Genomic DNA, 23,312 nt, shown 5'->3' on the forward strand with positions numbered 1-23,312 from the left:
GACGTACGCGCCGACGGACGGGGCGCGTCTCCCGAGCAGCTCCCGGACGACGCGCGCCCAGCATACCGACCGTCCTGCGTGCGGGGTGCGGCCCCCTGACGCCGTGCCTAGCCTGGCTGGAGGAAGAGGGAGGTCGGTGCACATGGACATGACCAGACTCCGGCGACGAGGATCCCGTCTCGTCGCCGTCCTGCTCGCGGCGCTGCTCGCGCCGCTGGCTGTGGTCGGCCCACCTGCACAGGCGTCGGTGACCACGACCGAGCGCGTGACGCTCACAGCGAGCAGCATCGTGACCGTCGCGGGCCGCGGCTACGGCCACGGCATCGGCATGTCCCAGTACGGGGCGCGCGCCGCGGCCGCCGGCGGCTCCACGTACCGGCAGATCCTCGACTTCTACTACCCCGGCACCACGGCGACGACCGTCGCGAGCACCGAGCTCCGGGTGCTGCTCAAGTCCGACACCGATGACGACCTGCGCGTCGTGGCGACACCCGGCATGGTCATGTCCGACGCACGGGGCGTGCCGAGGAGCATCGGGTTCCCGGGGGCGACCGTCAGCCAGTGGCGCGTGCTGCGCAACGCCAACGACACGGGCTTCGTGCTCTTCGGGCTCGTCGGGTCGACGTGGCGTCTGTGGTCCCAGAGCGCGTCCCCCGGCTTCATCTCGCTGTCGACGTCGCCCGCGTCCACCGTCCAGGTCGTCCTGCCCGACGGCTCGCGGCGCGAGTACCGCGGGTCCGCGCGCGCCGTGGCCGACGGCGCCGCCCCCGGCCTCGCCTCCGTCAACGCCGTGCGCATGGAGGACTACCTGCGGTCGGTCGTGCCTGCGGAGATGCCGTCGAGCTGGCCTGCGAACGCCCTGCGAGCCCAGACCGTCGCGGCCCGGACGTACGCCGCCCAGAACCGCGCCGCCCGACCCACGAGCGCGTGGCACACGTGCGACGACACCGCGTGCCAGGTGTACCGGGGCGTGCGCTCGCTCAGCGCGGCGGGGGCGGTCACCCCGCACGAGGCAGCCGCGACCGACGCGGCGATCTCCGCGACGTCGGGCGTCACGCTCTACTACGGGGGCGCACCGGCCTTCACCCAGTTCAGCGCCTCGAACGGCGGATGGACCGCAGCCGGTAGCGCTCCGTACCTCGTGGCCAAGCGGGACCCGTGGGACGCACAGGGCAATCCCGTGCACGCGTGGAGCGTGCGGGTCACGGCGGCGCAGATCCGCGCGGCATATCCGACGATCGGGACGCCGCGTTCCGTCACCGTGGTGAGCAGGACCGGTCCGGGTGAGTGGGGCGGGAGGGTCGAGAACGTCGTGCTCGCGGGTTCCGCAGGTTCCAGGACGGTCACTGGCGCAGCGTTCCGGACGGCTTTCGGCCTGCGGAGCGCGTGGTGGAAGGTCACCGGGACCTCTCGGCTCGAGCCGGACACGACGGCGGACGGCCGGCCCGACCTCACCGCGCGCACGCCCGCCGGCGAGCTCAGGAGCTACGAGGGCAACCGGTCCGGCGGCTTCGCGACCGCGGCGCGACGCATCGGCACCGGGTGGCAGGTCATGCGGCACGTCACGGACGGGGCCGACCTCGACGGCGACGGGAACGGCGACGTCCTCGCGATCGACGGCGGCGGGGTGCTCTGGCTCTACCCGTCGAACCGCGCGGGCGGGCTCGCGGCACGACAGCAGGTGGGCACCGGGTGGCAGGTCATGGCGTTCCTGGCGTCTCCGGGCGACATGACGGGCGACGGGCGCGCCGACGTCCTCGCCGTGGACGGCGCGGGCACGCTCTGGCTCTACCCGGGCGACGGGACCGGCAAGGTCACGGCTCGCCGCGCGATCGGCAGCGGTTGGCAGATCATGACCGCGGTCGTGGGCGCCGGAGACATGGACGGCGACGGCACGGCCGACGTCGTCGCGCGCGACTCCGCGGGCCGACTGCTCCTGTACCGCGGTCGCGGCGACGGGACGCTCCGGGGCGCGATCGTCATCGGCAACGGCTGGCAGACGATGCGCCTCCTGACCGTGCACGGTGACTGGTCGGGCGACGGCCGGCCCGACGTCCTGGCCTCCGACGGCTCGGGCGCGCTGTACCTCTACCCGTGGAACGGGAACGCGTTCTCCCCGCGCCGCGCGATCGGCCAGGGCTGGACCGTGTACGACCGCCTGCTGTGACCACCGGGCAGGGGACGCCGGCGACGGCGCCCCCTGCCCGGAGCTCAGGAGATCGGGGCCCTGGCCGACCCGTACGTGCGCCAGGGGTAGAAGCCGCCCGAGCCGTTCCCGGCATAGAGCACGAGCGTGCCGTCCGGCCGGCTCGCGACGAGATCGTGCTTGCCGTCACCGTCCACGTCGCCGACGCCCACGACGCGCGTCAGCCCGCCCCACCCCGTGCCGATCGTCGTGGGGTTGCCGAGGAGCGCAGCCCCGTTGCCGCGCCGCAGCTGGAGGTCGCCCGTACGGGAGTCGCGTGTGAGGAGGTCCGGGACCCGTCCGCCGGACCACATCCCCGCGGTGACGATCATGTCCACGTTCGACACGCCGGACGCGAGGAGGACCCGCGCGCCGAAGCGCGCCGTCCCCGTCGTGGGGTACAGCCAGATCCGGCCGCTCGTATCGAGCGTGATCAGGCTGGGGTTCCCGTCACCGAGGAAGTTCCCACCGTCGACGACCTGGCGCATGACCTGCCACCCCGTGCCGACGCGGGTACCTGATGCGGCGTACCGGCCGCCGCCGGTCCCGCGGTGCAGGTAGAGGTCGCCGTCGGTGCGGCGCACGACGAGGTCACGACGCCCGTCGCCGTCGAAGTCGCCCGTCGGGACGAGCTCCGCGACGCCGGAGCCACCGGCGACGCCCGTCGCCACGACGCGCTGGAAGTCGCCCTGACCCTGGTAGGAGTAGCGGAGGAGCTCGCCGTTCCCCGAGCGCACGGTGTACAGGTCCTGACCGCGGCCCGACCGGCTCGCCGAGACGATCCCCGAGAAGGACTGCCAGCCGGCACCGATCTGCGACCGGCCCCGTACCCCGCCCGTGCCCGTCCCCGGGTAGAGGAAGAGGCGCCCCGCGGTGTCGCGCGCGACGAGGTCGCCGCTCCGGCCGTCGTCGTTCATGTCGCCCACGCCGACGATGGCGGTCATGGTCTGCCAGCCGGTGCCGACCACGGTGCGCGAGCCGCTGAAACCGCCCCTCCCGTCACCGCGGTAGAGGTAGAGCGTGACCCCGCTGCGAGCGACCAGCGCGGGGCGGCCGTCGGCGAGGGTGCCCGTCATGGCGACGGCAGCCATGGACTGCCACCCCGAGCCGACGCGGCGACGCGGCTCGAAGCCGCCCCTGCCGTCGGACGGGTACAGGTAGAGGCTGCCGTCCGTGTGCCGCGCGAGCAGGTCGGGTCGACCGTCGCCGTCCCAGTCGTGCCCGCCGGTCACGAGGGTCATGACGTGCCAGCCGTTCCCGATCGCTCGCCGGGCCGCCCATCCCCCGTCGGAGCGGCCCGGGTAGAGCCAGAGCCGACCGCTCGCGTCGACCAGCATGAGGTCGGGCAGCCCGTCGCCCGTCCAGTCACCCGCGCCGATCGTCCGGGATCCCGTCCAGCCCATGCCGACGGACGTCGGAGGTCGCCAGCCTGCACCGGACGCTGCCGCGAGGTCTGCCGACGACGAGCCGCGGAGCGCGAGGTCCGCGAAGCCGTCGCCCGACAGGTCGCGCGGCGCGTAGGCCCGAGAGGCGGTGTCGCCCTCGAGCCCCTTGACCTTGGACCGCAGCTCGGGCATGCGCGCGAACAGATACCGCCCCGGGCAGGACGTCTGCCCGACCTCACGATGGCCGAACACCGTCTGCAGACGCTGCCCGTTGATGACCGTGGAGGCACCGGCGGTCACACCGTGGAGCGCGAACTTCCACGCGATGACCCGAGCCGCGGCGTCGATCGCGACGGTCGGGACCGCCGTCGTGTCGTAGTTGCCCAGGAACGACACGCCGAACGCCGCGGAGTTCACGCCCGACGCGTGCGCGCCGATCACGGCGCGGTCGAGCCCACCCTTGCGGCCCTCCCAGAGCCGTCCGAACTTGTCGACGAGCACGTTGTAGCCGATGTCGCCCCAACCGCGCGACTGCGCGTGATACGTGTAGATGCCCCGGAGCAACGCCGGGACCTGGGCCGAGGTGTAGCTGTTCGTGCCCGCCGTGTGGTGCACCGTGGCGGCGACCACCTTGCCGATCTGCGGGGTCCACGTCGAGATCGACTCGTCCGCGCCCCACTGCGCGCGGCTGAAGATCGTCGGTCGCGGCGACGAGGCCGCAGCGAGGGCCGCCCCGGCCACCCCCGCCCCCGTGGGCGCGGCCTCCGTCGAGGTCCCGACCGTCGAGGCGTCGGCGCCGAGCACGTCGAGGGAGACCTGGCTCACCTCTCCGAGCGCCTCCGCGCCGAGGCTCGCATCGATCGGGGACTCGACGTCCGACGTGCCCGGCTCCGTCGTCCCGGGGTCTGCGCCGGTGTCGGTGCCCGCCGCCGCGTCGGGCGACGCGGTGCCCACCACCGAGAGGCGCGCGTCGACCGGACCGTCCCCCGCCGCGTGGCGCAGCGCGACCTCGACCGCGTCGACCTCGCCGGCGAGGTACGGCTCCGTGCCGTCCCGGACGCCGGCGAGCGGGCTGCCGTCGCCCTCGCCCGCCTCCGCGTCGTCCGCCTCGAGCGCGGTCCACACGCCCCACCCGTCGGCGGACCGCGTGCGGATCTCGACCGCGAGGTCCGCCGGCGCGGAGCCCTGCTCCCACGTCACGCCGACGACGACCACCCCGGCTGCCGTCGTCTCGGCGGCGAGGACGACGTCGGACGAGGCGGTGCCGTCACCGGCAGTGCCGCCCTCGAACGGGACCGCGTCCGGTGCCGTGGACGCGTCCGGGCTGCCGAGCGCGGGGTCGGGCTCGAGCGGGACCTCCTCGAGGACGGGCTCGCCCTCGGTGTCCTGGGCGGCGACGAACGCGGAAGCTACCGTCGTGAGCGGCACCGACGCCGCTCCGCCCCCGGGCGACGCCGCCGCCTCCCCGCCGAGGACGGGCAGGCCGACCGAGCCCACCGCCATCGTCACCCATGCCGAGACCCCTGCGACGACCGATGTCGCCATGCGCACCCGGAACACCCTGCGTCACCTCCGACCGGGCGACGCCCCTGTGCTCGCCCACGGTCGCCAGTATGGGCACGGCTTCGCCCGATCCGCGCGAGTTGCGCCTGCGCGCGGGCGTGCGTGCCGCGGTCCGGGAACTGTCACAATGGGGGTCATGCATCCGCCACAGACGCGTGGGCACGCGGTTGCCCACGCCCCGGACGCCGTGGCTCCGGCTCCTGTCGACGACGCCTGGCTCGTCATCCCCCTCTTCAACGAAGGCTCGGTCATCGGCGACGTCGTGCGCGACGCCCTGCCGACGTTCCCGCACATCGTGTGCGTCGACGACGGCAGCTCCGACGACTCGATCGAGCAGGCGCGCGCGGCGGGGGCGATCGTGCTGCGCCACGCCGTGAACCTCGGGCAGGGCGCGGCGCTGCAGACCGGCATCGAGTACGCGCGCGAGCAGCCCGGCGCGACGTACCTCGTGACGTTCGACGCCGACGGACAGCACCAGGTCTCGGACGCCGTCGCCATGGTCGAGCTCGCACGCTCGGAGGACGTCGCGATCGTCTTCGGGTCACGATTCCTCGACGAGCGGACCAAGCCGGGGCTGATCAAGCGAGTGGTCCTGCGCGCGGCCGTGTGGTTCACGAACACGACGACCGGCCTCAAGCTCTCCGACGCGCACAACGGGCTGCGCGTGCTGCGTCGCGACGCCGCCCTGGCCGTCAATATGACCCAGGACCGCATGGCGCACGCGAGCGAGATCGTCGACCAGCTCGCCAAGAGCAAGCTGCCGTGGCGCGAGGCGCCGGTGCACGTCCTGTACACGGACTACTCGCGAGGAAAGGGCCAGTCCGTGTGGAACTCGGTCAACATCCTCGTCGACCTTATCTTCAAGTGAGCGGGGAGCCAGAACAGTGCTGATCCAGGTCATCCTCATCCTGGCGGTCGTCGTCGTGACCGTCATGCTCACCCGCTCCACCGCGAACGCCCGGCACCAGGCGATCCGGCGGCTCCTGCTCGCCGGGTTCGTCGTGGCCGCCGTGCTCGCGATCATCTTCCCCGACGCTCTCTCGGTGCTGGCCAACGCGGTCGGCGTGGGCCGTGGCACCGACCTCCTGCTCTACGCGCTCGTCATCGCGTTCGTCAGCTACATCGCCACGAGCCACCGTCGCTCGAACCAGCTCAGCCGCAAGATCACGCTGCTGACGCGCGAGCTCAGCCTCGCGGAGGCGCGCCTCGCCGCTGTCGACGAGTCGGTCGACCGGCTCGAGGAGACGACCGTCGCCGAGGCCCGCACCGAGCCGTCCTGACCCGCGCGGGCGCCCGTCAGCGACGGCGGGCGTCCGCCCGGTACGCGCCGCGGCGCAGCACCTCCGGCACGAGGCGGTAGCCGCCGCGCAGGACGGAGTTGCGGATCTCCTGGAGCGTGGTGGTGAACCCGATGCCGTGCAGGCGGCGCTGGAGCTCCAGCTCGGACCGCAGGAGCTGCGACCCGCCTCGCCGCGCGTACGCGCCGGCGCCCACGCGGTACAGGACCAGGGGTTCGGGGACGTTGCAGGCCCGGGCCCCGTTCGCGAGCATGCGCGCGAACAACCAGTAGTCCTCCATGAGCGGCAGGTCCTCGTACCCGCCGACGGCCGCGACGGCCGAGCGCCGGTACACCACCGACGGGTGGTTGAACGGCGAGCGGAACCGCGCGGCTCGGTCGATCTCCTCGGCGCTCAGCGGCGGCACGCGGACGAGGCCGGCGCCGGCGCCCGATGCCGGCTCGTCGACCTCGAACTCCTCGATGGCCGACCCGACGATGTCGAGACCGCCGTCGACCAGGGGCACCTGGACAGCGAACCGCTCGGGGCGGCTGACGTCGTCCGCGTCCTGACGCGCGACGATCTCGTGCGTGCACTGCGCCAGGCCCTCCTCGAGCGCGACGGCGAGCCCACGGTTCCGCGGGAGCCGGACACGGCGCACGGGGACCGGCGACCCCGCCTCCAGCGCGTCGAGCGCGTGGTCCAGGGCCTCGCCGAGCGGGCCGTCCTCGACTACGACGACCTCCGTGGGGGCGAGCTCCTGCTCCGTCGTGACCGACGCGAAGGAGCGGCGCAGGAACGCCACGTCGTCGCGGTGGTAGACCGGCAGGAGGACGGAGAAGGACGTCACCGTGCTCCCGCCGCTCCCGCGTCGACCGCCGCGACGGAACGGGCCTCGGCCCCGGCCCCGTCGAGGACCTGTGCGGACGGGCGGGGGCCGCGCAGCACGCCGTCCCGCAGTCCTCGCGCCCCAGCGCGCAGCAGCACGTCACGGCGCTCGCTCCGCAGGAACGTGCGGGCCCAGCGACGCGCGCTCGCCCCGCTGTACAGGAGCCGTTCGACGGGGTCGAGCGACGACGACCGGGTGATCATCCAGATCTTGTTGCGCACCTCGTAGTAGAAGCGTTCGCCGGGGTCGGCGTCGGTCGAGCCGAACGCCTTGGTGCGGTGCTCGACGACGGAGGCCGGGACCGAGAGCCCCGTCCCGCGCCGCAGCAGCCTCGCCGAGTACTCGAAGTCGTCGTTCCAGATGAAGTAGTCCGCGACCGGGAGCCCGTGGTGCCGCACGGCGCGTGCGTCCACGAGCATCGAGACGAACGACGACGACCGCACCGGCACGGCGCGCGCCGCCCGCGCGGCGGCGATCTCGGCCCCGGACGCCCCGGGACGGACCCGGGGCGTGTTCATCGGGTGGTCGCGCCCGTCGTGCCACACGACGCGGCTGCCCAGGAGCGCGACCGGGCCGGGGTACTCGTCCCGCGCCTCGAGGAGCGCCCGCAGCGCGTCCGGGGTGGGGATCGTGTCGTCGTCCATGAGCCAGACGAGGTCCGCGTCGAGGACGTCGACGGCGTGCGCGAGACCCACGGCGAAGCCGCCGGCGCCCCCCGTGTTCCGGCTCAGCTCGACGACCTCGGCACCGACCGGGTGCTCCGCGGCGACGACGGCCGAGTCGTCGTCCGAGCGGTTGTCGACGACGACCACGCGGTCGACGGGGCGCGTCTGCGCGGCGAGGGCGTCGAGCGCCGCGACCAGCAGGTCACGGCGGTTGTACGCCACGACGACCGCGACGACGCGGGGGGCTTCGGACGCGGCACTCGGATCTGCTGGCACGGCGAGCAGGCTACCCGAGTTGCACGGGTACGACGTCTGCCCGAGCCGTGGCCGAGCGGCGCTCGGTCGCGATCTCGTCTCGCAGGACCTCGAGGATGCGGACCGCCGACCCGGGTGCCCCGAACAGCTCCGCGACGATCTCGCGCTGGCGGCCGAGGAGCGGGTCGCCGTCGCGCAGGAGGGACTCGACGCACGCACGCGCCGCCCCCGCGTGGCCGACCCGGTGGGTGCCCGCGACGACCTTCTCCCCGATGCCGGTGAACGGTCGGTGACCTTCGCGCTCGACGAAGACCACCGGTCGCTCGAAGACCTGGAACTCGATGAGCATGCTCAGGCCGTCGGTGACCATCACGTCCGAGGCCGCGAGGAGCGGGGCGTAGTACCCGCTCGTGAAGACGGCGGTGTTGTCGAGCCGCTCCCAGCGCTCGAGCCAGTCCTCGAGCTGTTCTGGTCGGTACGGCGAGCGGGGCGTGGAGATGTACGGCACGAGAGCGGGGTGCGGCATCCACGTGATCTCAACCTCACCGGACTCCGCCCACCGGAGCATGTCCTCGGCCATCGCGGGGAACGTCCCGAACCGGGTCCAGCCGTCGCCGATCGAGTGGTGCGAGGACCAGACGACGCGGGGGCGGCCCGCCGAGGTCCCCACCACCGGCCACGCGGGCTCCGCCCGGCGCAGCTGGTCCGCCTTGGGGTGGCCGACGACGCGGAACCGGGCACCCCCGAGGAGGTTGTCGCGACGTGCCGCCTCCAGCATGTCGGCGTTCGCGCAGAACGCGAGCCACGCCGTCCGGTGCAGCTCGCTGTCGACCGCCGTGTTGCGCGTCGTCGCCGCCGGCACGTTCTCCACGAGGTTCATGGTGTCGTAGGAGACGATGCACTGGCGCGCATGGCTCAGAGCCGGCGTCGACAGCGCGGGGTCGATGTCCTCGTCCCACTGGGACTGGCGGAAGATGACGTCCGGCGCGAGGGTCTTCACGAGCCGGCCCACGTCGTCGACGTTCTCGACGGCGGCGCGGACGTGGCTGACGCCCCGCTCGGCGAGCCCTCGATGGACGACGTCCTCGTCGCGGAGGGTCCCGCTGTCGGCGAAGTCGCGCGGCAACGAGACGACGACAGGGTCGAAGTCGGGCGCCTCGCTCATGAGCCGGTAGAGCTCGTGATAGCTGTCCCACGCCTCGATGTGGTGCACGAGGAAGACGACCCTGGTCGTGGGGCGCTCCAGCGTCCCTCGGCGCGCGACCAGATGGACGGAGTCGCGGACCTCGGCGAGCGCCGAGGTGAGCACCTTCTCGCGCGCCGCCCTGTCCTTCTCGGCGCGGGACAGGCTCTCGGAGAGGCGGGCCACCTCGCGGACGAGTCCGGCGAGCTCTGCCTCGTGCCGTTCGGAACGCGTGTACGCCGCCGACGTCGTCTCGTCGATGTGGACGATGCGGTGCGCGAGCGATCGCACGGTCCGCAGGTAGTTCCATGGCGCAGGCATACCGTCCTGACCTCACTCTCCGTCGAACTGGCCAGCATCGACAGCGTCCGATGTCGTGGACGCACAGTAGCCCACACAACTCCTCCACCCCGCACGCCCCCGGCCCGCGCCGTGGCCTCGCACACGCGGCCTATGCTCGATGCCCGTGACGTCTCGTTCCCGTGCCCAGGCTCGCGCCGCGGCTGCCGACCGGCAGTCGCGCGGGCCGTCGCACGCGCGGGCGCTCCGCACGCACGGCGCCGTCCGGACGGTCGGCCTCGTCGCGACCGCCGTGCTCGCGTTCGGCGTGGTGGGCGGTGCGGCCGCGGTGTCGAGCATCGTGGGGAACATCTCAGGGTCGAGCGCTCTCGACCTGGTCGAGGACCGTCCTGCGCCGTCGACGCCCGACCCGGACGACCCCAACGCCGGGAAGCCGCTCAACATCCTCGTGATGGGTTCCGACGAGCGCGGGGGCGAGAACGGCCACGAGGTCGAGGGCGTCGAGGGCATGCGCTCGGACACGACGATCCTCGTGCACGTCTCCGCGGACCGCTCGCGCGTCGAGATGGTCTCGATCCCGCGCGACTCGCGCGTCGACGTGCCGGCGTGCAACACGACGAGCGGCAGGACGACCGCACCCGCGAACACCCGGTTCAACGCGGCGTTCGCCAACGGCGCGACCGTCGGCGGCGACGTCGACTCTGCCGCCGCCTGCACGATCACGACCGTCGAGAGCCTCACCGACGTGTTCGTCGACGGGTTCGTCGTGGTGGACTTCGCAGGCTTCCAGAACATGGTCACGGCGATCGGCGGCGTCCCCATCTGCATCCCCGAGGCGATCGACTCGCCCAAGGCGGACCTCAAGCTCGAGGCGGGGATGCAGACGCTCGACGGCGCCCAGGCGCTCGGGTTCGCGCGGGCCCGCTACGGCGTGGGCGACGGGTCGGACCTCAGCCGCATCGGCCGTCAGCAGCAGCTCCTCGCCGCGACGGTGAACCAGGTGCTCTCGAAGAACGTGCTCTCGGACCTCGGTCAGATCTACGGGTTCGTCGACGCGGGCACCAAGTCGCTCACCATGAGCGACAACCTCTCGTCGATCCCGAGCCTCGCCGGGCTCGCCTTCAGCCTCAAGGGCGCGACCAGTGGCAACATCACCTTCATGACCGTTCCGAACGCGCCGGACCCGCAGGACCCCGACGCGAAGGTCGTCTGGACCTCAGAGGCCGACGAGCTGTGGGCGAAGGTGCGCGCCGACGAGCCGATCGTCACGCCCGCACCCGCCGCCGACGGGACCGCAGACGGGTCCGGCGACGCCGTCGAGGCCACCGAGCCGCCGTCCCGGGCCGGCGCGGACGCGCCGACGGACGACGCCTCCTCGGAGCCCGCCCCCGTGCAGACGAAGGACGCCGGCAAGGAGGCGTTCTCCGCCGCCGACGAGACCGCGCAGTGCGGGTGACGCCATGACCGACCCGTCGCGCGACCCCCGGTCGCTCCCCCCGAGCTTCACACCCCAGGGTGGTCGTGCGCCACGACCGTCGTCCGTCGACGACGCGATCGCGGTGGGCAACAGCGGACGCGCCCCGTCGCGGCCTCGGCCCGCCGTGCCCGACGACGCCGTGCGCCTCGAGCCGCGCATCAAGCGCCAGTCGTCCCGCGAGATCCCCGTGACCCCCGCACGCAAGGGCACTCCCCCGCCGGCACCTCCCGCGCGCGGCACCCGCCCGCGGGCGGACGCCGCGGCGTCGGCGCTCCCTCCGTCGGTCGCGCCGTCCCGCCACCCCCGCCAGGCGACGGCGACGCCTCAGCGCGTCTCGTCGTCGCCCCACGCGGGCGCCCAGGCCGTGCCGGCGACGACGCGGAGCCGTCCGGGCGCCGCGCCCCGCCCGAGCAGCGGCCGAGCCGGAGATGGGAGCGGGCGACCGCCGTCGGGCGCGGGTGCGCCCCGGACCGGCGGCGGCGGTTTCCGCGTCCGCAAGGGCCGCGTCGTCGGGCTCGTCGCGTGCGTCGTGATCGTCGCGCTCCTCGCGTGGCCCGTGGGTCTGCTCATCTGGGCCAACGGCAAGATCCAGCACGTCGAGGCTCTCTCCGGCGCGCCCAGCACCCCGGGGAACACCTACCTCCTCGCCGGCTCGGACGCGCGCGGCGAGGGCATCAGCGAGGACGGCACCGAGGGCGCGCGCACGGACACGATCATGGTCCTGCACGCCCCGACCAGCGGCCCGGTCGCGCTCATCAGCCTCCCGCGCGACACCTACGCGGAGATCCCCGGCAACGGCGCGAGCAAGCTCAACTCGGCGTACTCGTGGGGCGGCCCGCCGCTGCTCGTGCAGACCGTCGAGCAGCTCACCGGACTCACGGTCGACCACTACGTCGAGGTCGGGTTCGGCGGGGTCGAGGGCATCGTCGACGCCGTCGGCGGCGTCGAGCTGTGCCTCGACTACGACGTGGACGACCCGAAGAGCGAGCTCGTCTGGACGGCTGGCTGCCACGTCGCGGACGGCCACACGGCGCTCGCCTTCTCGCGGATGCGCTACTCGGACCCCCAGGGCGACATCGGGCGTGCCGAGCGCCAGCGCCAGGTGATCGGCGCGATCAGCTCGAAGGCGGCGAACCCGAGCATCCTGTTCCGCCCCGGCGACCAGGTCTCGCTGCTGGACTCCGGCCTCGGTTCGCTCACGGTCGACCAGAGCACCGGCATCATCGACCTGGGCAAGCTCGCCCTCGCGTTCCGCAAGGCCAACGGACCTGAGGGCATCACCGGCACGCCGCCGATCTCGAACCCCGACTTCCGCCCGGGCGGCAACGTCGGGTCGACCGTGCAGCTGGACCCCGAGACCGTCGGCACGTTCTGGGTCGACATCCGGGACGGCAACCTGCCCGCGGGGCAGGTCGGCGGGCTCCCGCAGTAGCGTCAGCGACGACTCGGCGCGCAGGACGTCCGCATCGACGGCCGGTGTCGATGCGGACGTACGGGCCGATCTCGCCGGACGCGCGCGGGCTCCTAGACGCCCGAGCGCGACGCGCGCAGGCGGGCACCCTTGGCGCGCGCCTGGTCACCGAGGTCCGCCTGGAAGGCGACCATCCGGTCCCGCAGGCGCGCGGCGTCGTCGTCCGTGCCGGCCGCGAGGATGCGCGCGGCGAGCAGGCCCGCGTTGCGCGCCCCGCCGACGGAGACCGTGGCGACGGGGACGCCCGCGGGCATCTGGACGATCGACAGGAGCGAGTCCATGCCGTCGAGGTGACGCAGGGGCACGGGGACGCCGATCACCGGCAGCGGCGTCACGGCGGCGAGCATGCCCGGCAGGTGGGCCGCTCCCCCGGCGCCCGCGACGATCACGCGCAGGCCGCGCTCGGCCGCGGTGCGGCCGTACTCGATCATCTCGACGGGCATGCGGTGCGCGGAGACGACGTCGACCTCGACGGGCACGCCGAACTCGGCGAGCGCGTCGGCCGCGGCCTCCATGACGGGCCAGTCGGAGTCCGACCCCATGACGATGCCGACGACAGGGTTCTCGCTCATGCTCGCTCCTCGTTCGGGGTGCCCTCGGGGTCCTCGCCCCGCAGGATCGCGGCCGCGGCCAGGGCCCGGCGCCGGGCCTCGTCCAGGTCGTCGCCGCTCACGTTCACGTGCCCGAGCTTGCGCCCGGGGCGCACGCCCTTGCCGTACAGGTTGACCTTCGCGTCGGGGAAGGCGGCGAGGACGGCAGGCAGCGCGTCGGTGAGCTCGGCGAGCGTCGACCCGAGCACGTTCGCCATCACGGTCCAGGGCGCCTTGGCCGTCGTGCCGCCGAGCGGCAGGTCCAGCACCGCGCGCAGGTGCTGCTCGAACTGGCTCGTCACCGCGCCGTCGATGGTCCAGTGCCCGGAGTTGTGGGGGCGCATCGCGAGCTCGTTGACCAGCACGCGCGGCCCGTCCTCGCCCGCGACCTCGAACATCTCGACGGCGAGCACGCCCGTGACGCCGAGACCCTCGGCGATCCGGACCGCCGCGTCGCGTGCGCGCTCCGCCTCGGCGACGGTGAGCCCGGGCGCGGGCGCGATCACCTCGGCGCACACGCCGTCGCGCTGGATCGACTCGACCACGGGCCAGGTCCGGACCTCGCCGCGACCGTCGATCCCCCCGGAAGGGCGGCGCGCCACGAGGACGGCCAGCTCGCGCGTGAAGGGCACCTTCTCCTCGACGAGCAGCTCGGGGCCACCCGCGGCGGCCGCCTCGATCCACTCTGCGACCTGCTCGGCGCCGCCCTCGGCGACCGACACGACACGCACGCCCTTGCCGTCGTACCCGCCGCGCGCCGTCTTCACCACGGCCTCGCCCCCGACCTCGGCGAGGAAGTCCGCGAGAGCCGTACGCGCGGCGTCGGGCGCGGTGGGGAGCGCGGCCCAGCGCGGGCACGGCACACCGAGCTCGGTGAGCCGCCCCCGCATGACGATCTTGTCCTGCGCGTGCACGAGCGCGTCGGGTCCGGGACGCACGGGCGTGCCGTGCTCGAGGAGGTCGGTGAGCAGCGCGTTCGGGACGTGCTCGTGCTCGAAGGTCAGCACGTCCGCCGGGGTCGCACCCGCGGGGGCGATGAGGGAGCGGATCGCGGCCTCGTCGGACGCGACGCCCACGGGGGCGTCGACCACGACCTGGGCCGCGGACGAGTCCGGGGCCTCCACGAGCACGCGCAGGTGCACGCCGAGCTCTCCGGCCGCCGGTGCCATCATGCGTGCGAGCTGTCCTCCGCCGACCACGGCGATCACTGGGGCTGCCACGTGCACCCACCCTAGTGCCTGGGCGCCACGGGTCCACGCGACGACCGCGTGCCGGACGCCTCGGCCGTCGGCCGGCCCACCCCGGGGCGGGCGGCGGCACCCGGGCGACGCTCAGGAGCGCCCGGTAGCCTCGTGGGGTGACGAGCGACCTGGACCGCCGAGCGGAGGCGGACGCGGCGGCCCTGCCGCGCCGCGAGCGCGTCCTCGCCCGCGTGCGGGAGCTCGCGAAGTTCGGGTCCGTCGGCGCGGTCGCCTACGTGGTCGACCTGGGCCTGTTCAACCTGCTCAGCTTCGGACCGGGCGAGCTCCTCGGGCACAAGCCGCTCACCGCCAAGATCGTGTCCGTCACGGTCGCGACGCTCGTCGCGTGGGTCGGCAACCGGTACTGGACCTTTTCCGCACGCCGCACCCAGGCGCGCGGTCGCGAGCTCGCGGCCTTCGTCGTCGTCAACGTCGGCGGGATGCTCATCGCGGTCGGCTGCCTCGCGATCTCCACGTACGCGCTCGGCCTCACGTCCCCGCTCGCCAAGAACGTCTCGGCGAACGTCGTGGGGCTCGCGCTCGGCACCGCGTTCCGCTACGTCGCGTACCGACGCCTCGTGTTCACGGGCGACCGTGCGGAGGACGCCCCCGCCGCGCCCCAGGACGTCGCGGCACGCTGACGGGCCCGTCGCAGCGCGAGCAGCGGGGCGTCAGCCGCGGCGGCGACGGCGACGCCGACCGTGCGCGGAGACCGCGACCCCCGTCGGCAGGACGATGCGCGGGTCCAGGCGCCGCGGCACACCCGCGAGGAAGAGCGCGAACACGGCAGGACGGCGCTGCGCGAGCTCGAGCCGACCGCCGTCGGACGCCGCGAGGTCGCGCGCGAGCGCGAGCCCCAGGCCGGTCCCGGCACCGGAGGTCACCTCGCGCTCGAAGATGCGCGGCGCCAGCTCGTCGGGGACGCCGGCGCCCTCGTCCGAGACCTCCGTGACGATCGCCCCGCTCGTGCCGGACGGGCGCGCGCGGACCGTCGTCGTCCCGCCGCCGTGCTTGAGCGAGTTCTCGATGAGCGTCGCCAGGACCTGCGCGAGCGCCCCGGGCGTCGCGAGCACCTGGTACTCCGCGGGGACGTCGACGACGAGCTCGCGCCCCGCCTTGGTGAACGTCGGGACCCACTCCTCCTCCTGCTGGTGCACGACGTCGAGCAGGTTCACGGCCTCCGTCGTGCCGCCCTGGGCGCGACGCGAGGACGCCAGGAGGTCGTCGACGACGCCGACCAGGCGCTCGACCTGCTCGAGCGAGATCCGGGCCTCCTCCTGCACGGCCGGGTCGTCCGAGGCCATCGAGATCTCCTCGAGCCGCATGCTGAGCGCCGTGAGCGGCGTGCGGAGCTGGTGGGAGGCGTCCGCCGCGAACTGGCGCTCCGCGGCGAGGCGCCCCGCGAGGCGGTCGGAGCTGCGGGCGAGCTCGGCGGCGACGAGGTCGATCTCCTCGACCCCTGACGGCTCGAGCCGCGGGCGCACCTGCCCCGAGCCGAGCTGCTCGGCGGAGGCCGCGAGGTAGACCAGGGGCGCGGCGATGCGGTTGGCCTGCCACACCGCCATGCCGATGCCCGCCGCGAACGCGACGATGGCGGCGGCCACGACGAGGAGCACGACCTGGGCGGCCCGGAGGTAGGCGTCCCAGTACGAGACGGTGAGCGTGACGAGCGCACCCGACTCGGAGTGCAGTGGCTGCTCGATCCCGCGTCCGGTGACCTCCGGGCCGGCCGTGAGCACGGTGCCGTCGGGCAGCGTGACGTAGACCTGGGCCGGCGGGTCGCTCGCACGGGGCTGGACCGCGTCCTCGATGACGTAGTCCGGGATCTCGTCACCGGCGGCGAGCCGGGCGTCGATCGACCGGGCGAGGCGCTCGACGCGCGACGTGACGTCGTCGACCTCGCCCTGGAGCACGAACCGCGCGCCGTAGAACGCGAGCGGGAAGCCCAGGAGGATGACGGCCACGGCCACGGCCGCCACCGTGGCCTGCAGCATCCGACGCCGCACGCTGCTCCTCGCTCCCGTGTCCTCGTCCCCTGGCCGGGGTCGGTCAGCTCTCGCCGGTCTCGAAACGGAAGCCGAGACCGCGGACGGTCGAGATGTAGCGCGGCGCGTTCGCGTCGTCGCCGAGCTTGCGGCGCAGCCACGACACGTGCATGTCGAGCGTCTTCGTCGAGCCGACCGGCTCCGATCCCCAGACGTCCCGCATGAGGGCGTCGCGCACGACGACCGAGCCCGCGCTCGCGACGAGCACGCGCAGCAGCTCGAACTCCTTGGTGGTCAGGTGCAGCTCGCGCTCGCCCTGGAACGCGCGGTGCGCGGAGACGTCGATGCGCACGTCCTGCGCGGCGAGCTCCTCCTCGTCCACCTGCTCGCCGTGCGAGCGGCGCAGGAGCGCCCGCACGCGGGCGAGCAGCTCGGCGAGGCGGAACGGCTTCGTGACGTAGTCGTCGGCACCGGCGTCCAGGCCCACGACGAGGTCCACCTCGTCGGCCCGGGCGGTGAGCACGAGCACCGGGGTGGTGAGACCCTTGTGACGGATCTCGCGCGCGACGTCGAGGCCGTCCATGTCCGGAAGGCCCAGATCGAGCACCACGATGTCCGCACCGCTCGCAGAGTCGATCGCCCCTTGACCAGTTCCTTGGACGACGACGTTGTAACCCTCACGTGTCAGTGCGCGCGCCAAAGGTTCGGCAATCGCCGGGTCGTCCTCCGCTAGCAGTACGTGGGTCATTCGCTCATGCTAGGGCATCAGTACGACTTCGGTCCCATCGTGTCTCGTGAACTCTGCGACCCTGGTCGGACGCCCCGTCGCCGCCCTCTGCCTAGGCTGGAACGCATGGGATGGTACGAGCGACTCGGGCAGTGGTCCGACGAGCACCGGTTCGGTGTGGACCTCACCGTCACGCTCGTCCTCGCGGTCGTGTTCGTGCCCGCGTCCGCGGCGTTCACGTCGATGGGCGGGGGCGGTGGCGGCACGAGCGGCGGGTGGGCCGCGTTCTGGGCGCTGCTGCTCCTCGCCCCGCTGCCCTGGCGCCGCTCCCGCCCGCTCGCGTCGGCGATCACGGTGTACTCCGTCGCGCTCGTGCACCTGCTGGCCGGCTACCTCGTGATCTTCCCCGCCGACTTCGCGGTGCTCGTCGCGCTCTACTCCGTCACGGTCTACGGTCCCCGCTGGGCGCACCGGACGGCCATCGTGTCCTCCCTCGTCGGGGCGGTCGTCCTCGGGGTCGCGCTCGGCCTGCTGTCCGGTCGTCTCGCCGACCTCGCGACGATGGTCTTCTTCACGTCCGCGTTCGGTGGCATGACCTTCCTCGCGGTGTGGGCGTTCGGCCTCGTGCGCCGATCCCGGCGCGAGACGATCGCCGCGCTCGTCGACCGCGCGGAACGGCTCGAGGTCGAGCGCGACCAGCAGGCGCAGATCGCGACCGCCGCCGAGCGGGCCCGCATCGCGCGGGAGATGCACGACATCGTCGCCCACTCCCTCTCCGTCGTCATCGCCCAGGCCGACGGCGGCCGGTACGCCGCCGCCCACGACCCCGAGGCCGCGACGCGCGCGCTCGCGACCGTGTCCGAGACCGGCCGCGCGGCGCTGGCGGACATGCGCCGGCTCCTGGGCGTCCTCCGGTCGGAGCCGCCGCGCGTCGTCGTGCCCCCGGGCGCCGCCGTCGGGCCGTCCGGGACGCTCGCGCTGCCGTCGGGACGCGGCGCCGGGACACCGCCCGACGGCTCGCCCTACGGGCCCGCCGCACCCGGGCACCCGGCGCCCGCGAGCGCCGCGACGGCGGCGCTCGAGCGCGCGCCCCAGCCGGACACCGCGGACCTCGAGACGCTCGTCGCGCAGGTGCGCGACAGCGGCATGCGCGTGTCGTTCGTCCGCGTCGGCCAGGCGCGTCCGCTGCCGCCCGGGGCCGGGCTCACGGTCTACCGCGTGTGCCAGGAGGCGTTGACCAACGTGCTCAAGCACGCCGGTCCCGACCCGGAGGTCACCGTCGTCGTGCGGTGGGGCGCCGCCACCCTGGACCTGGAGGTCGAGGACGACGGGCGGGGCGCGTCGACGTCCGCCGCGGCGCGCCAGGACGCCCGGCCCGGCGGCTACGGCGTCCTCGGCATGCGCGAGCGCGCCGCGCTCTTCGGCGGGTCCGTGCAGGTGGGCCCGCGTCCCGGGGGCGGCTTCCGCGTGCACCTGCGCATCCCCGTGCCCGCCCTGCCGGGTGCCGCGCCCGTGCCCGGGCCCGGCACCTTCCCCCGGGCCTCGGGACAGCCCGGCCCCGGACGGCCGCCCGCGCCGTCGGGCAGGATGGCTCCGGGCCGCCCGTCCGCCGCGACGACCCCGCTGCCACCGCCACCGCCGGTCGGGCCAGGCTCCTCGCACCCGGCCCTCGACCGACCGACCGACAGGACACCATGACCGACGCCTTCCCCGTCCCGGACGGGGCGTACGCCGCAGACCCGCTCGCGCCCCTCGAGCCCGTGCGCATCGCGCTCGTCGACGACCAGCAGCTCGTGCGCGCGGGCTTCCGCATGGTCATCGACTCGCAGCCGGACCTCACCGTCGCTGTCGAGGCGGGGGACGGGCTCCAGGCCCTGCGCCTGCTCGCCGACCACCCGGTCGACGTCGTGCTCATGGACGTCCGCATGCCGCACCTCGACGGGCTCCAGACGACGGCCCGGCTCACGGCCGCGGCGGCCGACGGCGGGCACGCGCCCAAGGTCATCGTCCTCACCACGTTCGACCTCGACGAGTACGTGCTCGAGGCCATCCGCTCCGGCGCGAGCGGGTTCCTGCTCAAGGACGCGCCGCCCGAGGAGATGCTCGCCGCGATCCGCACGGTCCACCGCGGCGACGCCGTCATCGCGCCGTCCTCCACGCGGCGCCTGCTCGAGCACCTGGTGACCGCGCTGCCCGCCGAGCAGGTCGAGGACTCCCCCGCGCACGCCGCCGTCGAGGGCCTCACCGAGCGCGAGCGCGAGGTCCTCGTCCTCATGGCGCGCGGCCGGTCCAACACCGAGATCGCGAGCGACCTGTTCGTCGCCGAGGCGACGGTCAAGACGCACGTGGGCCGCATCCTCGCCAAGCTCGGTGCGCGCGACCGCGTCCAGGCCGTCGTCACGGCCTACGAGACGGGTCTGGTCCGCCCGGGCGTCTGACTCCCGCCCGTCCCGTCGGCGCCCCACCGGTCCCCGGACCCGTGGGGCGCCGTCGTGTCAGCCCTCGACGCAGGTCGGGTACGACCACGGGATGACCCGCCTCCCGTGCAGGACCCGACCCTCGCCGGACGCGGCGGGGCGGGCCCGGTCCGTAGCGTCGTCCACGATCCCGGCGTACGCCTCCGACCTGGTCGGTGCGAGCGCACGCCGGACCCGACGACGACCCTCGACGACGTACCCAGGAGATGACGTGGACACGACCGTGTACCGCCCCACCGACCCCGCCCCCGCCGGCCCGCCCGCGGTCCGGGCCCGTTCGCTGCGCAAGACCTACGGCACGGGCGAGGCGGCGGTGCACGCGCTCGACGGCGTGGACGTGGACTTCGAGCGCGGCCACTTCACGGCCATCATGGGCCCGTCGGGCTCGGGCAAGTCGACGCTCATGCACCTGCTCGCGGGGCTGGACACCGCGACGAGCGGCCACGCCTTCATCGGCGACACCGAGGTCACGGGGCTGAACGACAACGCGCTCACGCAGCTGCGGCGCGACCGGGTGGGCTTCGTCTTCCAGTCGTTCAACCTCCTGCCGATGTTCACGGCGGAGCAGAACATCACGCTGCCCGTCGAGCTCGCGAACGGCAAGGTCGACCGGGCATGGTTCGACACCCTGGTGCGCACGCTCGGCCTCGAGGCGCGCCTGAGCCACCGGCCGAGCGAGCTGTCCGGCGGGCAGCAGCAGCGCGTCGCCATCGCGCGCGCCCTCATCGCCGGGCCGGAGGTCGTCTTCGCCGACGAGCCGACGGGCAACCTCGACTCGCGCTCGGGCGCGGAGGTGCTGAGCTTCCTGCGCCGGTCGGTCCGCGAGCTCGGCCGCACGATCATCATGGTCACGCACGACCCGACGGCCGCCGCCTACGCGGACCGCGTCGTGCTCATCGCCGACGGCCGGATCGCCGGCGACATCAGCGACCCGACGCCCGAGTCGGTGCTCGCCGGGCTCGACGCCCTGCGCACGCTCGAGGCGCCGGGCGCCGACGGCCCCGCCACGACCGCGTCGCAGGCGGTGCGCGCCTGATGCTCCGCCTCACCCTGGCGCAGATGCGCCGCAGCATCGGCCGCCTCGTCGCGGCCGGCGTCGCGATCGTCATCGGGACGGCGTTCGTCACGGCGACCCTGATCGCGGGCAACGTCATCACCCAGACCACGAACGACTCGATCGCCGCACAGTTCGCGGACGCTGACCTCGTCGTGTCCGCGCCGAGCGACCTCACGGCGTCCGACGTGGACGCCCTGCGCTCCGTCGCGGGCGTCGACGCGGTGGACGCCGTCCAGTTCACCTACCTCGACCTGTCGCACGGCGCGAAGCGCGTGTTCCAGCTCGGCGTCCCGGCGCCGTCGGACCCGCGCTTCGAGGCGCTCGAGGTCGTCGAGGGCTCGATGCCGACGGCCTCCGGCCAGCTCTCCCTCCCCACCGCCGTCGCCGAGCGCCTGGGCGTCGGCATCGGGGACACCGTCACGAGCTCGCGCAACGTGTGGGACGCCGCCGCGCCCGACGGCGGCGCCTACGAGGAGGTCCGCGACGAGCTGACCGTCGTCGGCACGACCGACGACCCCTACGGCGCGTACGCCCAGATGGGCGGGGCCGTCGTGGTGACGGCCGAGGACGTGGCCGCGTGGCAGGCCGCGCAGGCCACGCCCGACGACCCCGAGCGCACCTACTCCGCCGCGATGGTGGGACTCGCCCCGGGCACCGACCTCGAGACGGCGCGCGCGGCCCTCGTCGCCGCGTCGCCGGACGAGGCCGAGGCCGTCACCCCTGACGAGCACGCCCAGGCGCAGGCCCAGAAGATGACGGGCGGCCAGGACGTCTTCACGTACGTCATCCTCGGCTTCGCCGCCGTGGCGCTGCTCGTCGCGGCGCTCGTCATCGCGAACACGTTCCAGGTGCTCGTCGCGCAGCGCACGCGCACCCTCGCCCTCCTGCGCGCCGTCGGCGCGAACCGGTCCCAGCTCGCCCGGTCGGTCCTGTCCGAGGCGACGATCCTCGGCGTCCTGTCCTCCGTGGGCGGCATCCTGCTCGGCTGCCTGCTCACCCAGGTCGCGCTCCTCGTGGCCCGCGGTGCCGACCTGGGCGTGCCGATCCCGGCGGCCATCACGGTGACGCCCGCGGTCGTGCTCGTGCCTCTCCTCGTGGGAACCCTCGTGACGGTCGTCGCGTCGTTCGCCCCGGCCCGGGCCGCCACGCGCGTCGCGCCGCTCGAGGCGCTGCGCCCCGCCGACGCGCCGAGCCTGACGCGCGGCGGGGGCCGCGTGCGCCTCGTGATCGCGACCCTGCTCACCCTCGGGGGCCTCGCCGTCCTCGGCGCAGGGATCTGGCTCGGCAGCACCGGCAGCCCCGAGGTCGGCCTCCTCGCCGGGGTCGCGGGCGGCGCCCTGTCGTTCGTCGGCGTCCTCGTCGGCGCCGTGTACTGGCTGCCGGGCGTCGTGTCGTTCGTGGGCCGGCTGCTCGCCGGCACCGGGTCGACGGCGCGGCTCGCCACCGCGAACACGCTGCGCAACCCGCGCCGCACCACGGCGACGAGCACCGCGCTGCTCATCGGCGTCACGCTCGTCGCGATGATGTCGACCGGCGCCGCCAGCGCCCGCACGTCCCTCGACGCGGCGCTCGACGACCAGTACCCGGTCGACGTCCTCGTCGCGACGGACGCCTACGGGTCGACGGGCGACGCCGTGCCGGACGACGTCGTGCGCGCCGTCTCGGGGACCGAGGGCGTCTCGCGCGTCGTCGAGCTCTCCGGGGCGACGGTCACGCTGCCCGACGGCACCGAGATGACGATGCACGGCGTCGACCCGGGCCAGGCGCGCGACGTCGTGCGCACGCCCGACGTGCTCGCGGCGTTCGCCCCGGGCACGGTCATGGTCCCCGAGGCCGACGCCGAGGTCTGGGACGTCGCCGAGGGCGACACGCTGGAGCTCACCGGGCCGGACGGGGCGACCCTCGGGCTGACCGCCCACGTCGGCGCCATCGGGACCGGCTGGCTCCTCGACGCCGAGGACGCGAGGACCCTGGCCCCGGACGCCCTCGTGTCCCGGCTGTGGGTCGGGCTCGACGACACGGGAGACGCGACGCAGGTCGTGCCCGCGATCCAGGACGCGATCGTCTCGTCGGACACGCCCGTCGAGGTCGCCGGCGTCGCGGTCGAGCGCGCGGCGATGCAGAGCGTCATCGACACGATCCTCGGGGTCATCGTGGGCCTGCTCGCGGTCGCCGTCGTCATCGCGCTCATCGGCGTGGCGAACACGCTGTCGCTCTCGGTGATCGAGCGGCGACGCGAGTCGGCGACGCTGCGCGCGATCGGCCTCAGCCGCGCCCAGCTGCGGTGGATGCTCGCGATCGAGGGCATGCTCATCGCGGGCGTGGGCGCGGTCCTCGGCATCGTGCTGGGCGTCCTGTACGGCTGGGCCGGTGCGGCGACGGCGCTGAGCGTCATGGGCGACGTGTCGCTCGCGGTGCCGTGGCGGGACGTCGCGCTCGTGCTCGTCGTCGCGCTCGTGGCGGGGCTCGTCGCGTCGGTCGTGCCCGGCCGGACGGCCGCCCGCACGTCGCCCGTCGCGGCGCTCGCCGTGGACTGAGCCGCGGCTCGTCGGGCCTGACGGTCGACGCGCGCCCCTGTGGACGGA

18 protein-coding genes are annotated in these 23,312 nt (G+C 74.2%); 10 read left to right on the forward strand and 8 right to left on the reverse strand.

The window, feature by feature from the left end; genetic code table 11:
* The first annotated feature begins 142 nt into the window (after positions 1-142).
* On the forward strand, positions 143-2,167 hold the full coding sequence (locus CCE02nite_RS08320) for a SpoIID/LytB domain-containing protein (RefSeq protein WP_141389194.1): 2,025 nt from the start codon (positions 143-145) through the stop codon (positions 2,165-2,167).
* Positions 2,168-2,211: 44 nt separating this feature from the next.
* On the opposite strand, the gene CCE02nite_RS08325 is transcribed toward CCE02nite_RS08320, so the two are convergent.
* A complete protein-coding gene (locus CCE02nite_RS08325) occupies positions 2,212-5,115 on the reverse strand; it encodes an FG-GAP-like repeat-containing protein (protein WP_141389195.1) in 2,904 nt (967 codons plus the stop codon).
* A gap of 154 nt (positions 5,116-5,269) precedes the next feature.
* On the opposite strand from CCE02nite_RS08325, the gene CCE02nite_RS08330 reads away from it, so the two are divergent.
* Together CCE02nite_RS08330 and CCE02nite_RS08335 are read left to right on the forward strand one after the other, a co-directional pair.
* Positions 5,270-6,001, forward strand: a complete 732-nt coding sequence (locus CCE02nite_RS08330; protein WP_141389196.1) for a glycosyltransferase family 2 protein — start codon at positions 5,270-5,272, stop codon at positions 5,999-6,001.
* 16 nt (positions 6,002-6,017) lie between these two features.
* Complete coding sequence (locus CCE02nite_RS08335) at positions 6,018-6,413, forward strand: DUF2304 domain-containing protein (protein WP_141389197.1); 396 nt, start codon at positions 6,018-6,020, stop codon at positions 6,411-6,413.
* Between the two features lie 16 nt (positions 6,414-6,429).
* Here CCE02nite_RS08335 and CCE02nite_RS08340 read toward each other — a convergent pair whose 3' ends face one another.
* From CCE02nite_RS08340 to CCE02nite_RS08350, 3 genes are read right to left on the reverse strand one after another with little or no spacing between them, the layout of a single operon-like run.
* The gene (locus CCE02nite_RS08340; RefSeq protein ID WP_141389198.1) at positions 6,430-7,260 is read right to left on the reverse strand and encodes a glycosyltransferase; all 831 of its coding nucleotides are present in this window, start codon (positions 7,258-7,260) and stop codon (positions 6,430-6,432) included.
* The gene (locus tag CCE02nite_RS08345; protein WP_141389199.1) at positions 7,257-8,240 is read right to left on the reverse strand and encodes a glycosyltransferase; all 984 of its coding nucleotides are present in this window, start codon (positions 8,238-8,240) and stop codon (positions 7,257-7,259) included. Before CCE02nite_RS08345 ends, CCE02nite_RS08340 begins: the two co-directional genes overlap by 4 nt.
* A gap of 10 nt (positions 8,241-8,250) precedes the next feature.
* Positions 8,251-9,723 carry a CDP-glycerol glycerophosphotransferase family protein gene (locus CCE02nite_RS08350; protein ID WP_141389200.1) on the reverse strand — a complete coding sequence of 491 codons (1,473 nt, stop codon included), beginning with the start codon at positions 9,721-9,723 and terminating at the stop codon, positions 8,251-8,253.
* A 145-nt stretch (positions 9,724-9,868) separates the two neighbouring features.
* Here CCE02nite_RS08350 and CCE02nite_RS08355 point away from each other — a divergent pair, with 145 nt between their 5' ends.
* Both CCE02nite_RS08355 and CCE02nite_RS08360 read left to right on the forward strand, forming a co-directional pair.
* Entirely contained in the window at positions 9,869-11,158 is a 1,290-nt protein-coding gene (locus tag CCE02nite_RS08355; RefSeq protein ID WP_255318727.1) for an LCP family protein, read from the forward strand.
* Between the two features lie 4 nt (positions 11,159-11,162).
* Positions 11,163-12,611 (forward strand): LCP family protein, encoded by a 1,449-nt coding sequence (locus CCE02nite_RS08360; RefSeq protein ID WP_141389202.1) that lies wholly within the window; start codon positions 11,163-11,165, stop codon positions 12,609-12,611.
* Positions 12,612-12,703: 92 nt separating this feature from the next.
* On the opposite strand, the gene purE is transcribed toward CCE02nite_RS08360, so the two are convergent.
* Positions 12,704-13,222, reverse strand: coding sequence for a 5-(carboxyamino)imidazole ribonucleotide mutase (purE, locus tag CCE02nite_RS08365; RefSeq protein WP_141389203.1), 519 nt, complete (start codon positions 13,220-13,222; stop codon positions 12,704-12,706).
* Positions 13,219-14,460: a 5-(carboxyamino)imidazole ribonucleotide synthase gene (locus CCE02nite_RS08370; protein ID WP_141389204.1), complete on the reverse strand. Its 1,242-nt coding sequence runs from the start codon at positions 14,458-14,460 to the stop codon at positions 13,219-13,221. The genes purE and CCE02nite_RS08370 overlap by 4 nt, the downstream gene beginning before the upstream one ends.
* A 137-nt stretch (positions 14,461-14,597) precedes the next feature.
* Between CCE02nite_RS08370 and CCE02nite_RS08375 the strand changes: the two genes are divergently transcribed.
* Complete coding sequence (locus CCE02nite_RS08375) at positions 14,598-15,122, forward strand: GtrA family protein (RefSeq protein ID WP_255318728.1); 525 nt, start codon at positions 14,598-14,600, stop codon at positions 15,120-15,122.
* A gap of 30 nt (positions 15,123-15,152) precedes the next feature.
* Here the strand turns inward: CCE02nite_RS08375 and CCE02nite_RS08380 are convergent, their stop codons facing one another.
* Together CCE02nite_RS08380 and CCE02nite_RS08385 are read right to left on the reverse strand one after the other, a co-directional pair.
* On the reverse strand, positions 15,153-16,487 hold the full coding sequence (locus CCE02nite_RS08380) for a sensor histidine kinase (RefSeq protein WP_141389205.1): 1,335 nt from the start codon (positions 16,485-16,487) through the stop codon (positions 15,153-15,155).
* A 43-nt stretch (positions 16,488-16,530) separates the two neighbouring features.
* Complete coding sequence (locus CCE02nite_RS08385; RefSeq protein WP_031316534.1) at positions 16,531-17,214, reverse strand: response regulator transcription factor; 684 nt, start codon at positions 17,212-17,214, stop codon at positions 16,531-16,533.
* A gap of 105 nt (positions 17,215-17,319) precedes the next feature.
* On the opposite strand from CCE02nite_RS08385, the gene CCE02nite_RS08390 reads away from it, so the two are divergent.
* The 4 genes from CCE02nite_RS08390 (at position 17,320) to CCE02nite_RS08405 (ending at position 23,264) form a co-directional block, all read left to right on the forward strand.
* Positions 17,320-18,891, forward strand: coding sequence for a sensor histidine kinase (locus CCE02nite_RS08390; RefSeq protein ID WP_141389206.1), 1,572 nt, complete (start codon positions 17,320-17,322; stop codon positions 18,889-18,891).
* Positions 18,888-19,631: a response regulator gene (locus tag CCE02nite_RS08395; protein WP_141389207.1), complete on the forward strand. Its 744-nt coding sequence runs from the start codon at positions 18,888-18,890 to the stop codon at positions 19,629-19,631. Before CCE02nite_RS08390 ends, CCE02nite_RS08395 begins: the two co-directional genes overlap by 4 nt.
* Before the next feature lie 250 nt (positions 19,632-19,881).
* Positions 19,882-20,706, forward strand: a complete 825-nt coding sequence (locus CCE02nite_RS08400; protein ID WP_141389208.1) for an ABC transporter ATP-binding protein — start codon at positions 19,882-19,884, stop codon at positions 20,704-20,706.
* On the forward strand, positions 20,706-23,264 hold the full coding sequence (locus CCE02nite_RS08405; protein ID WP_141389209.1) for an ABC transporter permease: 2,559 nt from the start codon (positions 20,706-20,708) through the stop codon (positions 23,262-23,264). The genes CCE02nite_RS08400 and CCE02nite_RS08405 overlap by 1 nt, the downstream gene beginning before the upstream one ends.
* The last annotated feature ends 48 nt before the right edge of the window (positions 23,265-23,312 follow it).

Origin of the sequence: Cellulosimicrobium cellulans (assembly GCF_006539945.1) — a bacterium.
Lineage (GTDB): Bacteria > Actinomycetota > Actinomycetes > Actinomycetales > Cellulomonadaceae > Cellulosimicrobium > Cellulosimicrobium cellulans.